Source organism: Mangrovibrevibacter kandeliae (assembly GCF_024519155.1).
Lineage (GTDB): Bacteria > Pseudomonadota > Alphaproteobacteria > Rhizobiales > Rhizobiaceae > Mangrovibrevibacter > Mangrovibrevibacter kandeliae.
Window position 1 is genome coordinate 245,828 of the sequence record NZ_JANIFJ010000006.1, and the last position, 14,394, is coordinate 260,221.

General features: G+C 66.9%; 10 protein-coding genes. All 10 read right to left on the reverse strand.

The genetic code is table 11. The annotated features are described in order from the left end of the window. Positions 1-92: 92 nt before the first annotated feature. A complete protein-coding gene (locus NPA30_RS16385; RefSeq protein WP_256803840.1) occupies positions 93-920 on the reverse strand; it encodes a DUF3883 domain-containing protein in 828 nt (275 codons plus the stop codon). A 2-nt stretch (positions 921-922) separates the two neighbouring features. Beyond that, positions 923-1,978: a restriction endonuclease subunit S gene (locus NPA30_RS16390; protein ID WP_256803841.1), complete on the reverse strand. Its 1,056-nt coding sequence runs from the start codon at positions 1,976-1,978 to the stop codon at positions 923-925. A gap of 203 nt (positions 1,979-2,181) precedes the next feature. Continuing rightward, positions 2,182-2,688 carry a hypothetical protein gene (locus tag NPA30_RS16395; RefSeq protein WP_256803842.1) on the reverse strand — a complete coding sequence of 169 codons (507 nt, stop codon included), beginning with the start codon at positions 2,686-2,688 and terminating at the stop codon, positions 2,182-2,184. After that, positions 2,685-4,226, reverse strand: a complete 1,542-nt coding sequence (locus NPA30_RS16400; protein WP_256803843.1) for a type I restriction-modification system subunit M — start codon at positions 4,224-4,226, stop codon at positions 2,685-2,687. The genes NPA30_RS16395 and NPA30_RS16400 overlap by 4 nt, the downstream gene beginning before the upstream one ends. 344 nt (positions 4,227-4,570) lie before the next feature. Next, the gene (locus NPA30_RS16405) at positions 4,571-7,588 is read right to left on the reverse strand and encodes a hybrid sensor histidine kinase/response regulator (protein ID WP_256803844.1); all 3,018 of its coding nucleotides are present in this window, start codon (positions 7,586-7,588) and stop codon (positions 4,571-4,573) included. Positions 7,589-7,590: 2 nt separating this feature from the next. After that, a complete protein-coding gene (locus NPA30_RS16410) occupies positions 7,591-8,541 on the reverse strand; it encodes a response regulator (RefSeq protein ID WP_256803845.1) in 951 nt (316 codons plus the stop codon). A 1-nt stretch (position 8,542) separates the two neighbouring features. Beyond that, positions 8,543-9,892 (reverse strand): HlyD family type I secretion periplasmic adaptor subunit, encoded by a 1,350-nt coding sequence (locus NPA30_RS16415; protein ID WP_256803846.1) that lies wholly within the window; start codon positions 9,890-9,892, stop codon positions 8,543-8,545. Further along, positions 9,889-12,153 (reverse strand): peptidase domain-containing ABC transporter, encoded by a 2,265-nt coding sequence (locus NPA30_RS16420; RefSeq protein ID WP_256803847.1) that lies wholly within the window; start codon positions 12,151-12,153, stop codon positions 9,889-9,891. Before NPA30_RS16420 ends, NPA30_RS16415 begins: the two co-directional genes overlap by 4 nt. Continuing rightward, complete coding sequence (locus tag NPA30_RS16425; protein WP_256803848.1) at positions 12,150-13,841, reverse strand: ATP-binding cassette domain-containing protein; 1,692 nt, start codon at positions 13,839-13,841, stop codon at positions 12,150-12,152. The genes NPA30_RS16420 and NPA30_RS16425 overlap by 4 nt, the downstream gene beginning before the upstream one ends. An 11-nt stretch (positions 13,842-13,852) precedes the next feature. Next, positions 13,853-14,394, reverse strand: a 542-nt coding sequence (locus tag NPA30_RS16430; RefSeq protein ID WP_256803849.1) for a hypothetical protein, incomplete at its 5' end; no start/stop codon positions are given.

Consider the following 14,394-nt stretch of genomic DNA (forward strand, 5'->3'; position numbering starts at 1 on the left):
GCGGGCAGAGAGATGAGAACAAAGGCGACGTCTGTCATACGACCCAAGCTGCCAGCACGGTTGCAAAATCGCAAGTTGCGTCTTGGCTCATGTCAAAACGCCGCCCGCCAACTGGCCGGCCGCAGCATGACGCAGCGGTCGAGCGGCGGGGCGAGTTCGAAGGCGCGGGGCGTCCGGGCGAAGTCGTAGAGGCGGGCGAGGCGGAAGGCGTCGGGGCGCTCCTCGGCAAAGCCGCGTTCGTTCTCCGACAGGAAGAACGGCGTCGTCCCGGTGCCGACCGTCGTCTTCACCTCGATCAGCCGCTCGCGGCCGGCCGGATCGAAGGAGCGGATGTCGTAGCCGGCGCCGTCGCCATCCTCCTCGGACACCCAGCGCACCTTGCGCGCCAGATCGGCGCGGCCCGCATCGCGCAAGGCCGCCTGCTCGTGATGAAAGATCCGCTCCTCGCCGCGTCTTCCGAGCGCCCGGTTGCGGGCGTCGCGCAGCGCCGGATCGAATTTTCGGACGATGCGCTGAAGCGGCGGCGGCACCGGCTCGAAGCTCGGGACGGGCGGCGCCTCGAAGAACAGGGGCGTGGCCTCGGCAAAGCCGGTTGCGGGCGCCTCGGCCCGCGGATTTGCAAACAGCGCCGGGTGGGCGGTCAGCCAGCGCTCGATGCCGGTGATCAGCGCGCCCTGAAAGTTCGCCATCGGCTTGTAGCCGGCGATCCAGGGCATGCCGAGGCGCAGGAGCACCGCGCTGATGTTCTGGTGCTTGAACTCGATCGAGCCCCGGCTGCGCCCGGTCAGGTCCTGCAGCGCGGCGTTGCGCCGGGCTTTGACGAAGGTTTCGCCGCGCAGTTCCAGGGCGAGCATGTCGAAATAGTCGGCGACGATCAGGTCGACCTCGCCCGCCGTCCAATCGCTGCCGGCCTCGGGCATGGCTACAGCTGACCGGAGAACGCGCGGGATTGGAGGGAGGCAAAGAGGAGGCTGGCACCTTCACCGCTCTTCAGCAACTGGCTCCGGACCCCTTCGATGACATTCAGCTGTTTGCGCGCATTATCAGTATCACTATGAGGCAGCAGTGGGATAGGCGCATTCTTAACATCGCTAACGCTAATGGTGTTCAGCCCAGATGTTGTTTTCCCCCTCTTTGAAAGGTGACGACGACCATCTGGCCCATTAAGCCAGTGGCAAAGGACAGACGTGTCGGTCGCATTGGACAGGGGGCGAGCTCTTATTAAGTGGTTCTGATGTGTGCAGTCCTCTATCGAGCCGTCCCAGACCGCACATCTACCAACCTCATCCGCATTTCCATGCCCCTCTACAAACAGTAGATCACCTCTGCTGAGAGATGTGCGTTCGAGCTCAGAGCTTTTCACGCGCATTCGTTTGATTTCAGAGAGGTCAAGCCTGGATCGATGCACGTTCGCAACGCGCAGGTACGGCACCTCGAGCGAAAGAGTGGCTCTTGCTCCGGTTACCTGGAGTCCACCTTGAATGTCAAAAAGCTCCCCAAGTGCTACAGTCGCGGCGGCACGTCTGTATATCTCACCTACGATAGACTGCGTCAGGCCGTCGAGCAGGTCGAGCGCGCGTTTGCGCTTGCGGCGCAGCGCGTCCGCCTTGTCCAGGATCGCCGCAATCCGCCGCTGCTCGTCGAGCGGGGGGAGGGGGATTTCAAGCGTCGTCAATTCCTTCGGGCTCAACCTTGGGAGATTGATCCCGGTGGCCCTAGATGACGCCCAATCCACTATCTGCTGCTGCCGAAGAAAATGGGCAAGGTATCGCTGATCCAAATGCGGACCGGGCAAGATTGGAAGGATATCGGTGCTGCAAATCCCATCGAACTCTGGGCAGGCGATCTTTGCGAGGTATGGCCGCAGCTTACCGAAAAGGACATGGTGGGGTCCAAACTCAAATTTACTACTCGACAAGTCGTCACTGGCGACCCGCGAAAACGAGACTGAACGCCCACCAGTCTCGATGTGCTCCAAGCCGACGTATCGAGTTCCCTCCTTGATATGCGCTGGTTGGATACTTTTTCGCTCGATTGCCGCAACTTCCCCAAGAAGAGCAGTGTCCCGATTCAAAGCGTCGCCTCCCACTCGTCCAACCCGTCTGCGATCTCCTTCTCCAACGCCTTCAGCTCCGCGATGATTTTCCCACGAGCGCGGGGCAGTGCTAACGCAAACGTCATTCACGCATCCTCCCTGCGGCGCAGATACTCTTCGACGATAGTCGACCGGATCGGCCAGGGTTGTGCGATCTGATCCTCGTCCCATTGAGGCGTGCCGTCGACATGGGCTTCGGGAAAAACCCATTGCGACCAGTGATCGCTCAACTCGGGACTTTCCCAAAAGCCGACGAGGCTGTCGTAGAAAACGTGGACAAAGGCGTGACGGTCGGCCTCCACTTGGAGCACCGGGAGCGTCGGCAGATGCGGATGACCGGTAATGGCAATCCGGCCATCGCCCGCATCGATGACGACGATCTCGGCAGGACTTCCCTCGGTGTCGATCGACAGCTTTCCGCTTCCTGTCCGCGCGATCTCCTCCAGCCATACGCGGAAGTCGCCCTGGAAGGGGTCGAACGCATGGCTGATCGGAAACGCCATCGTCTGATCGCCGGCGCTCATGCGGAAGTCGATCCAGCCCGCGTCTGGGCGGCCGAAATCTACTGCAATCGGATCGCTTGCCATGCTCACGAAAGCATCGCCTCCAACTCGTCCAACCCTTGCGCGATCTCCTTTTCCAGCGCCTTCAGCTCCGCGATGATCTCCTTCGGCGGGCGGTGCTCGGTCGCTTCGTGCACCACCTCCTTGTAGCGGTTGATCGAGAGGTCGTAATCGGCCGCCGCGATATCGGCCTTCGGGACACAGAAGCTCTGGTCGGTGCGGGCGCGGGTGCGCTCGGTGCCGTCCCGCTCCAGCCAGCGGGCGGCGATATCCGGCAAATTGTTCTTGTCGTGCTCGCCGTCCTCCAGATGGGCGTCCGGGCCGATGCGGTCGGCATCGAGGAGGGGGGTGCGCTTGTCGTCCAGGGAATATCCATCGGCCTGGCAGTCGTAGAACCAGACGCAAACCGTGCCGCCGGAATTGGTCTTGGTGAAGAACAGGATCGCGGTCGAGACGCCCGCATAGGGCCGGAAAACGCCGGAGGGCAGCTTGACGATGCCGTCGAGCTTGTGATCCTCGACCAGCATGCGTCGCAGCTCCTTATGCGCCTTGGAGGAGCCGAAGAGCACCCCGTCCGGCACGATGACCGCCGCGCGCCCGCCGGGCTTCAGGAGCTTCAGGAACAGGGCGAGGAACAGAAGCTCGGTCTTCCTGGTCTTGACCGTCTTCAGAAGGTCCTTCGCCGTCGTCTCGTAATCCAGCGAGCCGGCAAAGGGCGGATTGGCGAGGAGAAGCGAATAGGCCTCCTCGTCGCCCTTGCCTTCAACGGGTTCGGCCAGCGAGTCCTTATAGCGCACGTCCGGGTTCTCGATGCCGTGGAGCAGCATATTCATCGAGCCGATGCGCAGCATCGTGCCGTCGAAGTCGAAGCCGTGGAACATCCCCTCGTGAAAATGCCGGCGCAGCGCCTCGTCGTGGAAGATCTCCGGGTGCTCGTCGCGCAGATATTCTCCGGCGGCGACGAGAAAGCCGCAGGTGCCGGCGGCGGGATCGCAGATCGTGTCGCGCGGCGTCGGGGCCGTCATCGCAACCATCAGCGCAATGATGTGGCGGGGCGTGCGGAACTGCCCGTTCTGCCCGGCCGAGGCGATCTTGCCCAGCATGTATTCGTAGAGATCGCCCTTGGTGTCGCGATCGTCCATCGGCACGTCGGCGATGAGGTCCACGACCTTGGCGAGCAGCGCCGGCGTCGGGATGGTGAAGCGCGCGCCCTTCATGTGGGCGCCGTGCGCCGTCTCCGCCCCGCCCATCTCGCGGATGAAGGGAAAGACGTGCTCGGAGACGATCCGATACATTTCGGCCGGGCTGCCGAGGTCCTTGAAACGCGACCAGCGCATTTGCTCGTAGGACAGGCCGCGCGCGTCCTCGCCCTCGGGAAAGACCCGCCGCTCCATCGGCCTCTTCAGCCGGTTCGCCTTGTTCTCCTCGCGGGTGTGGACGTCGTCGAGGCCGCGGATGAAGAGGAGATAGGTGATCTGCTCGATCACCTCGAGCGGGTTGGAGATGCCGCCGGACCAGAAGGCGTCCCAGATGCGGTCGATCTTGTTGCGCAGGTCACCCGTCAGCATGCAACTCACACGAATCACTTGTAAGGTCGGGCAACCCTAGGCGGGCAGGACAAGGAAGGGGAGGGGATGGCGAAGGCCGGGAGGGTGCGCGCCGCGCGGGATGGCGTGCCGTCCGATCGCCTCCGTTCGCCAGTCGCGGAGCGGACAGAGGACTTGGGCCCCGCGCCGGAACCCGATCCGTCGCGCCGAGTGCACGACCGCCGCACGCAACGGGAACTGAGCCGGCTGATCAAGCGAAACGGATGGCGGGACGGGGGAGCTGCGGGGGCTCCCGAACGAGTCACCGAGCCGGCCGATTGCCCGGAACGGCCCGCTCGACGCCCTCGGCGGCTCGAGGCCGGCGCTCAGGCCGACCGCTGCTGCGTCTCCGCCGCCATCAGCCGTTCGATCCCCTCGACCGTCAGCTTGAACAGGCGGTCCATGTGGATGCGAAGGGCGTTCAGCTCGTTGATCTCGGTTGCACCGCCGGTGCGCGCGCGCCGCTCGAACTCCTCCGCAAGCGCCGCAAGGCCGGAGGCGCCGAGGATGCGGCTGGAGCTCTTGATGGTGTGCGCCGGCATCACCGCGTCCTCGATCCGGCCGAGGGCCAGAGCGTCCTTGATGGTCTGGAGGTAGTCCGCCGTGTCGGCGGAGTAGAAGGACACGAGCGCCTCGAACTTCTTCATCGCAGCGCGCGTCTGGCGGAAGGCGGTCACGTCGATCAGCGGGATCTTCGCCCGGGTGACGGGCGCCGGCGGCGCGGCGACGTCAGCCGGCACCGGCGGTGTGGCGGAACTTGCGCCGGCAGGAGGCGGGGCTGCCGCAGCGCCGGGCCCGTCGGCGCGGGATGGCGCCGGGGCTTGCGGCGCGCTCGCGGCGACGGTGGCGCGGGTGGCGTCGGTCATTGCAGGATCCTCTCGGTCGGGGGTCGCCGTGGCCGGGGCGTGAGGCACGGACGACAGCGGGAAACTCTCTTCGAGACTCTCGAGCGTGGCCGACAGGAGATCGAGGCTCATCGGCTTGGTGAGGAAGGCGTCCATGCCGGCCTCCAGGCACTTCTCGCGGTCGCCCTTCAGCGCGTTGGCGGTGAGGGCGATGATCGGGATGCGACGGAGCTCGCCCGCCTCCATGCGCTGGCGCAGGATCCCGGCTGCCGTGTAGCCGTCCATGACGGGCATCTGGCAGTCCATGAAGACGACGTCGAAGTCGTTCGATGCCGCCGCATCCACGGCCTTCCGACCGTTGCTGGCGGTGACGATGTCGAACCCGAATTCGTCGAGAACCTCCTGCCCGAAGAGGATGTTGACGTTGTTGTCGTCGACCAGCAGCGCGCGCCGTCCCTTGTATCGCGCCGGGTCGCTCCGGTGGCCGGCAACGGCCGGCTCGTCGGGGAAGAACTCCACCGCCCCGCGGCAGAGGCGGCGGATTTCGGCGGCGAGCGTCCGGCTGTCGATGGGCTTCACGAGCACGTGGGCGAACGCGGCATATTTCGGATTGGCGTTCTGGGCGCCGAGGATGACACAGGTGCGGTCGGCGACCGCCGGCTGTCTGCGCAGGCGCTCCTGCAGGGCGATGGCCGTATCGATGTGCCGACCCTCGTCGATGAGGAGGAGATCGAACCGGCCGACCGCGTCCTGCGTCGCCGCGATCTCCTCCGCCACGGCGTCGGTGGGGCGGAAGCAGGACGCCGCGATCCCTTGCGTCCTGAGGCCGCCGCCGAGGATCCGCGCCAGCGACTCCGATCCGGTGATCAGGGCGATGCGCGTCGGCATGCCCTCCACCGGCGCCGCGTCTTCGAGCACCTTCAGCGGCAGCGTGAAGGAGAAGGTCGAGCCCTTGCCTTCCTCGCTGACGACGCCGATGCGGCCCTCCATGAGCGTGCACAGCTCCTTGCAGATCGAGAGGCCGAGGCCGGTGCCGCCATAGATGCGCGTGGTGCTCGCCTCCGCCTGGCTGAACCGGGAGAACAGTCTGGCGATGGTCTCCCCGGGGATGCCGATCCCGCTGTCGGTGACGCTGAAGGTGACGAACCGGCGCCCGTCGGCGCTCGTCGAGCCTGTCTTGACCGCGACGAGGATCTCGCCCTCCCGGGTGAACTTGATCGCGTTGGAGATCAGGTTCCCGAGGATCTGGCGCAGGCGCGTCGGGTCGACCTCGACCGCTTCCGGCAGGTTCGCCTCGATGTCGATCAGCAGCGACAAGCCCTTGTGCTGGGCGCTTGCCGCATAGAAGCCGACGATGTCGCGGATCTGGGTGGGCAGGCGCACCCGGATCGGATCGATCGACAGCTGGCCGCTCTCGATCTTCGACATGTCGAGAACGTCGTTGAGGATCGCGAGGAGGATGTTGCCCGACGCCTTGATCTGCGTCGCGTAGCGCAGCTGCGGGTCGCTGAGGTCGGTGCGCAGCAGCAGCTCGGCCATGCCGAGGACGCCGTTGAGCGGCGTGCGGATCTCGTGGCTCATATTGGCGAGGAAGACCGATTTCGCCTCGCTGCCTTTCCGGGCCTCCTGCAGGGCCGCCTCGATGCGGCGGGCGGAGGCGCGGCTGATCTTCTGGTTGAACAGCACGAGGCCGGCGCTGATGATGCCGATCATCAGAAGGCCGGCGATCATCATGACGAGCGCGGTGAGGCCGTCGAACCGCTCCTGCAGGTCGACCTTTACCGAGAGGTTCCGCGTGAACTGGACGTCGACGGCCTGCTGCTGCGGCTCGATGAAGGCGGACAGCCAGCTCCGCGAGATCGCGAACTGATAAAGAAGGCTGGAGCTGTCGATCTGGAAGCTCACCTGCCTGAGCTGGCTGTGCTGCAGGCCCTTGCGGGCGGCGGCGATCATCGCGTCGAGGTCGACCACGGCATAGACGGCGGTGCTGCTGCGCCCGGATCCGGCCGACGGCAGGGTCTGCAGCATGATCAGGGATCCTGCATCGAGCTTGGAGAAGCCGATGTAGGACTGCGGTGTGACCGCGTAGACCAGCCCCCTGTTTTCCTGCAGGCGGGCCTGCAGCCGCTGGAATTCGACGGGATCGAGATCGGCGAAGATGTCCGGCCCGACGAAGGTGCGGACGGCGGCGTCAGAGCCGGTGCGGATATAGCCGAGCCCGGTCATGTGGTCGGAGGTGCGGGAGGCCACCTTCAGCTTCCGATCGACCTCCGCATCGAGGCCGAGGGCGACGAACGCTGCAGCGTCCTTGACGCGCACCAACACCGTGTCGGCCTCCGCGCGCAGCGTCGTGCGCAACAGCTCGCCGTCGTTGCGGAACCGACTCCGGTGCTCTTCGATGTAGCTGTTCGCATACCAGCCGATCATCGCCAGCGTCAGCACCGACGTCACCATGATGATGGCATAGGGCAGCGCCGACCGCAGAGGCTTCGAAATCATCGTCACCACCTGACCTTCGGCGCGCTCGAGACGAAGCCGACGACCTGGTTGCCCGGCTCGTTGAAGGTGAGGCGGTCGAAGGCGACGTTGGCGGCGCGCGCGACGCCGCGCCCGCAGGCCGCCGTCGCGCGGCTGGGGTCGCTCCTCAGGAAGGACCGCCAGTTGAAGCCAGGCCCGTTGTCCTTGACGCTCAGATGGACGCCGTCGTCGCGGCGGATCGCCGTGGCCTCGACCTGGCCATGCGCGAAGCGCGGATCACGGGCGCGCTCGGCGAGCGCGTCCTGCCAGGCACCCTGGGCGAGCAGCTTCGACTTCTGCTCGAAGCCGAAGCGCAGGACGCCGTGCTCCACCGCGTTCTGGATCAGCTCGTAGATGCCCTGAATGGTGCGGTCCGGCGCCTCCTGCATGCTGGCGAGCATGCTGACCACCGGCTCCACCTCCTCCGGCAGGCGGAGGTTGAACTTCAGCACCTGCATGTTGCGAAAGGCCGCCTGGTGTTCCCGCAGGTCGGCGCGCAGCTTGCGTTGGCGCGCGACCTCCTGCAGCGCCGAGGCGAGGACCGAGGCGACGAGCTTGGCCTGCGGCGGCTTGGTGATGTAGTAGAAGGCGCCCGCTTCGATACCCGCGCTCACGTCGTCGGTCTCGGACGCGCCGGTCAGGAGGATCACCGGAATGTCGCGCGTCGCGCGCTCGCGCTTCAGTCGGCGGGTCAGGCCGAGACCGTCGAGAAGCGGCATCATCCGGTCGGTCATGACGACGTCGGCGACACTCGGATCTTCGCGCAGCCGTGCGAACGCCTCCGCACCGTTGGTGGCGGTGACGACGGCGTAGCCGAGCGACTCGAGTTGCTCCTCCATCGACAGCAGGCCGCTCCTGTCGTCGTCGACGAGAAGGACGGTGGCACGTGCCACCGGGTTCGGCAGGACGAAGGCGGGCTTTTCCACGGCGCTCATGTCAACGCTCTCCGAAGGCGGTCTTCAACGCCTTGGTGATCGGGCTGAGGAAGTAGGAGAGGATCGTCCGCTCGCCGGTGATGATGTCGGCGTCGACGCTCATGCCGGGAGCCACGCGTGCCGCCGGATCGAAGGGCAGGTGATCGGCATCGAGGTTCACTCTCACCGTGTAGTAGGGCGGCAGGCCCGGCTCCGAGAACGAGGACGGCGAGACGGAGGCGACCTCGCCGTCGATCCACCCGAAGCGGGTGAACTCGAAGGCCGAGACCTTGAGGTGGACGGGCATCCCGGCGCGCACATGGCCGACCTGGCTGACCGGCAGCCGGGTCTCGGCGAAGAACGCCTCGTCCACGGGCACGATCGTCGCAAGCGGTTGCCCGGACTCCACGACGCCGCCGATGGTCTTCACCTCGAGCGCCTTGACCACGCCGCGCACGGGGGAGGCGACGACGAGGCGCTCCTTCCGGCGCGAGCTGCGGCTGACCGAGCCTTCCGCGGCGGCGAGTGTGGTGTTGAGTTCCTGAAGCCGGTTGGCGAGTTCGGCCCTGGCTGCCGCGCGAAAGGCGGCGAGATTGCGCTGTGCCTCATTGAGCCCTTCGATCGCCGACTGGCGGCGCTCCTGGGTGACCCGGATCTGCGTGTCGACGGTCTGCTGCGCCTTGCGGCGTTCGGCGAGCTGCGCGCGCGTCGCGTAGCCCTGCTTCACGAGAGCATCGAGGCGAGAGACGTTGTCTTCTGCAAAGCTCCGATCATCTTTCAGCCCGGCGAGCTGCGCGTCATAGACGGCGATCGACTGGCGCGCCTGCTCGATCTGGCTCTCCAGAAGGCGAACCTGGGTGTCCTGCGCATCCCGGCGCGCATCGTAGGACAGGGCCGCGAAGCGGTCGGCCAGTGCATCGCCGGACCCGGCGAAGTTCGGCGTCCGGCTGCCGGCCAGAGCATCCAGCCCCTCGATCTGCGCCTGCAGGCTGCGGGCCTGCTTCGTCGCCACGTCGACGTCCTCCGCAGTGGTGGAATCGTCGAGCAAAAAGAGGGGGGTGCCGGCCTCGACCCGATCGCCGGGCTGCACCAGGATGTCGCGGACGATGCCGCCTTCGTAATGCTGCACGACCCGCTCGAAGCCGGCGGGCAGGATCGTACCGCGCGCCTGCGAGATCTCGTGGACCTTCGCGACGGCCGACCAGGCGACGAGGGCGAGGATCGCAGAGGAAACGAGCAGGGCCGTGCGCCGCACGAAGCGCTGCGGTGCCGTTTCCTGCACGAGCAAGGGCCGCGTGAGCGTCAGCGTCTCGACGCTCACGCGCTCCCGGACGGCGGTTGGCTGCGGCTGCTGGACGAGCGCGACGCTCATGTCGCCTTCGCGAGCACGACCTCCGGCGCCGCGACCATCGGCACGCGGCCGTAGCGGAGCGCGACGACGCGATCGGCCATCCGGATGAGGTCCGAGCGGTGTGAAACGAAGATGATCGTAAGTGTACTATGTTTTCTCTCGATCATATCGGTTATCATCGCCCCAAAGCCATCGTCAATGACACTGTTCGGCACTTGATCTATCAGTAAAAGCTTACTCTCTACTAAAAGAGCTTGCGCGAGTGCAAAGCGGAAGCGAAAGCCGCCGGAGAGGCGGGCGGCCGCACCGTCCTCCAGCACGTGGTCGAGGCCACCCGGCAGCCGATCGACGGCCTCGTCCAGTCCGACCGCCGCCAGCACCGCCCGAAGCCTGGCGTCGTCGGCGACGGGGTTCGCGAACCACAGGTTCTCGCGCAGGCTGCCGGCGAACAGCTTCGGATCCTGCGGGACGTAGGCGATGCGACGCCGCAGGTCCTGTTGCTCGAGCTGGCGGATGTCGATGCCGTCGATGCGGATCGCGCCGAGGGACAGATCGCTCAGGCCCTGCATGAGCTTGAGGAGCGTCGTCTTGCCGGACCCGGCCGCACCGGTGATCGCGATCGTTTCCCCCGGCTCGATCTCGAGATCGAGCCCGACGAAGACGGGCCGGGTGTCGCCGGCCCGGAAGCCGGCATTGAGGAGACTGATCTGGCCGCGGACACCCCGCACCTGGGTGTAGCCGCGGTCGTCATCGCGCTCCGGCGGCACCTCCATCAGCGTGTTGAGCTGAGCGACGCTGCTGCGCAACTGCTCAAACCGCTGGATCGAGGTGCACAAGGTGTGCGTCGGCACGAGCGACCGCAGCCCGAGGATGGTGACGGCGAGAAGGCCACCGGAGCCGAGCGTGCCCGCCCAGACCGCATCGGCTCCGCCGGCCAGAAGCAGGATCGCGCTCGTGACGAGAATGAAGTGGGAGATCGCCTCGCCCAGCGCCGGCACCATGCGCAGCGACAGCTGGGCCGCATGCTGGCGCCGTGCGCTCTCGACCATGCGCTCCGACCACAGATGCTGGAGGCCGGCCTGCCGGATCGCGGCCCGCTTCTCGAAGGTCTCGATCGCGATCCGCTGCATCTCGGTGGACTCGTCGGCCGTGATGCTCGTCACGACCCGCGCCCGCCGGCGCAACAGCACGAAGAGCGCGAGATGAGCGCCGATGCCGACCACCGGGACCACCGCCAGCCAGCCGCCGAGCGCGCCGATGACGAGGATCGAGGCGAGACTGGCCGGCGCTTCCAGCACCGAGAGAAAAGCCGGTCCGGTGATGAAGTCCCGGATGTTGCCGAGAGTGCGAAGCCGCGCTGCCTGATCGCTGACGACTGCGTTCTCCGAGACGGCGGGTCGGATCCGCAGGAGCTGTTCGAAGGACGAGGTGCCGACGAGGTACTCGATGCGGTTGGCCAGCCACCCGACGATGCGCGTGCGCTGACGCAGCAGCAGCCCCTCGATGACGATGGCGAGCACCATGCCCCCGGCGAGGTACGGCAGAGGATCGAGAGAGCCGACGCTGATGACCTGCGCGTAGATCTGGATGGTGAAGAGCGGCAGCAGGACGCCGGCGGCGGCGATCGCGATCGCGAGGCCCACCAGAAGCAGGCCGACGTCGTCGAATTGCGACAGGAGGGCCCGAAACCAGCTGTGACGGGTGTGGCCGCGCCGCGTGCGCGACAGCGGGTGGGAATCGCTCTTCGGGGAGAACGTCCAGGCCTCACCAGCCATGGCCGCCCCGTCCGCGCTTGCCGGGGAGGTGCGCCCGTCGCCGCGCAGGAGCTGCGGCGTCCGTGTCTCGTCGGGAGCGAGAACCACCGCGGCGTCCGCGTGAGCGGGCACGAGGAGCACGATGCTTCCCGCCTCGAACGCCCCGCGTGACGCGTCGGTCCGGCGCGCTTCGAAGCCGAGGCGGCTCATCGCGCAGACCACCGCTTCGGCATCGAGCGGTTCATCCGCCACGGGCAGCGCGGCGAGCAGGCGGCGCAGCGTGATGTTGATCCCCGAGCTGATGCAGAGCGCACAGAACAGCCGCTCCAGCCCCGGGTCGGCCGTCACGCCCCGGCGATGGTCGCGCACCAGGTCCGCAAGCCGTTCGATGGCGGCGAGCAGGCGGAGCGCGGCGACGTCCGGTCCAGCGACCTCGACGGCCGAACGAGAGGGAGTCCGAGGCGCGCTCGCCTCGTTCTCATCGCGGTCGACCACAGCGGGAAGACCCGCACGCGCGAGTGCCGTCATAGCCGTAGGTCCAGGTAGGAGGTTCGCATCTGCGCCTCGAAGTCGGCCACGAGGTGCAGCCCGTCCGCTTCGAGGCGGTAGCGTCGGGTGGCATAGCCCTGCAGGTTCGCGTCGTCCGAGACGATGACGAAGGCGGCCTGGCCTTGGACCTTGCCGATGAAGCGGCAGAGCTTGGCGTAGCCGTCCCGGTCGAGGCCGCGATCGGCGTTGTCGAGGAGGATGAGCTTCGGCCGGGTGGCGAGCGCGCGAAGAATAGCGAGTTGCTGGCGCAAGCCAGGCGGAAAGCTTTCGCCGGCACCGCCCGTGACCTTCGTGTCGAGACCGGCCGGCAACGCATTGATGAGCGTGTCGATCTCCAGGATTTCCGCGACGTCCATCGCCTCCTCGACGCTGACCTCGCCGAAGCGGGTGACGTTCTCGCCGATCGTGCCGCGGAAGAGCACGCCGTTCTCCGGCACGTAGCCGACGCAGCGGTTGAGAAGGGGCTGAGGGTAGTCGGTGGGCGCGTGGCCGTTGAGGCTGACGGACCCGCCCTGTGGCCGCGCGATGCCCGCCATGACCTGGAGCAAGGCCGAGCGTGCCGGTCCCGACGAACCGGAGATGCTCACGATCTCGCCGGGATGCAGACTGAGATTGACGCCGGCAATCGGGACGCCTTCGCTTTCATCATCGAAACGGACGTCGTCGAGTTCCACCCGGCCCTCGTTGCGCACGTCGAGATCGGGTCGCGGCGTCGAAACCAGCGGCTGCGCAAGGACGTCCCTCAGCTTCTTCTCCGCCGCCCTGACGTCGCGAAGCTGCACGAAGACGAAGACGGCGCGCTGCAGGGGGCCCATCACGCGACCGGCGAGGAGCACGAGGGCGGTCACGCCGCCCATCGTCGTGTTGCCCTGCGCGACGGCGACGGCGCCAAAGCCCAGCATGAGGGCGATCATCGCCTGGCTGGCGAGAGTCGAGGCGTTGATCAGCCGTCCCGAAACCTGCGCAAGCGCGTGATTGAGGGTGGCGAGCTGACCCTGGAAGACCTCGTAGCGACGCGCGATGCTGTCCTCGACGCCCATCGCCTTGATCGCCTGCATGCCGCTCAGCGTGGCGAACAGGAAGTCATAGCGCCGGTCGCTCTCCGCCGTGATCTGCTCGACGAGCCGGTTCATGCGGCGGGCGTCGCGCAGGGTGAGGAGCGCGAAGCCGACCAGGCAGAGCGTGACGAACAGCCCGGCAAGGGCCGAGACCGCAAAGATGACGCCGACGATCAGCGGCAGGAACAGGAGCTCCACGACGCTGACCACGATCTGCCCGTCGTAGCGCTCCTTGAGCTGCTGCACCGCGCCGACATATTCGACGCTGCGCGAGTTGGCGAGCTGCCGCTCCCGTGGCTGGCTGACCACGACATGCGACAGCACCCGATGGGTGAGCAGTGCGGCGAAGTTGTTTCCGGCTCGGGCGATGGCGAGGGTTCGCCCGTAGCGCAGCAGGCCTTCGGCCGCGGCGAGCAGGACCACCCCGACCACCATCACCGGAAGCGTCGTGCTCTGCGGATTGGGCAGGATGCGCCCGAAGATCTGCGCCGCCGCGAGCGGGATGGACAACCCGAGCACGTTCAGGGCGAGCGTCATCACCACGAGCGCCGGGACGTGTCGCCGGCCGGCAAAGCCGCGTGGTGCGATGGACTGGGCGGGGGCGGCCATCTCGAGGCCGCCTAGAAGCCGAAGCCGCCGAGCTTGAAGCTCGACGTCAGCTTGGCGAGGCTGCCGCTGTCGATGACGCCGGCGTCGGGGATGTCGGCCGATGCATCCGAAAGGGACGACGACACGAGATCGCTGGTCGGATCCGACACGTCGGCGACGACGTCCGTCAGCAGGGCATCGCCGGTGAGGTCGCCGCTTGCGAAGTCGAGCTCCAGCGGCTCGCCGCCGTCGCCGGCGAGCGTGCCCTCGATTTCGACCGCTCCCGCCAGTTCTGCGTCGAGGGCGTCGAACACCGCAAAGGGATCCTCGTCGAGCAGCGCGACATCGCCCGCCGCTCCTGAGAGATCCAGGTCCGCGCCGAGATCGAGGTCGATGTCGCCGACCAGCGCCTCGACCGGGTCGAGGCCGACCTCGGCATCGGCCGTGAGATCGCCCGCGACGGGGAGGCCGAGATCGGCATCGAGGACGAGATCGGTGTCGGATGGATCGGACGGATCGCCCGCACCGTCGCCGGTGTCGAGCAGGCCATCTGTCAGGTCTGCCGCCGGATCGG

Bases quoted from the DNA above. Each gene is read 5' to 3' on its own strand.
- NPA30_RS16400 (WP_256803843.1), bottom strand. From the start codon at position 4,226: ATGCTGACGGGTGACCTGCGCAACAAGATCGACCGCATCTGGGACGCC.
- NPA30_RS16385 (WP_256803840.1), bottom strand. From the start codon at position 920: ATGCCCGAGGCCGGCAGCGATTGGACGGCGGGCGAGGTCGACCTGATC.
- NPA30_RS16405 (WP_256803844.1), bottom strand. From the start codon at position 7,588: ATGATTTCGAAGCCTCTGCGGTCGGCGCTGCCCTATGCCATCATCATG.
- NPA30_RS16410 (WP_256803845.1), bottom strand. From the start codon at position 8,541: ATGAGCGCCGTGGAAAAGCCCGCCTTCGTCCTGCCGAACCCGGTGGCA.
- NPA30_RS16415 (WP_256803846.1), bottom strand. From the start codon at position 9,892: ATGAGCGTCGCGCTCGTCCAGCAGCCGCAGCCAACCGCCGTCCGGGAG.
- NPA30_RS16420 (WP_256803847.1), bottom strand. From the start codon at position 12,153: ATGACGGCACTCGCGCGTGCGGGTCTTCCCGCTGTGGTCGACCGCGAT.
- NPA30_RS16425 (WP_256803848.1), bottom strand. From the start codon at position 13,841: ATGGCCGCCCCCGCCCAGTCCATCGCACCACGCGGCTTTGCCGGCCGG.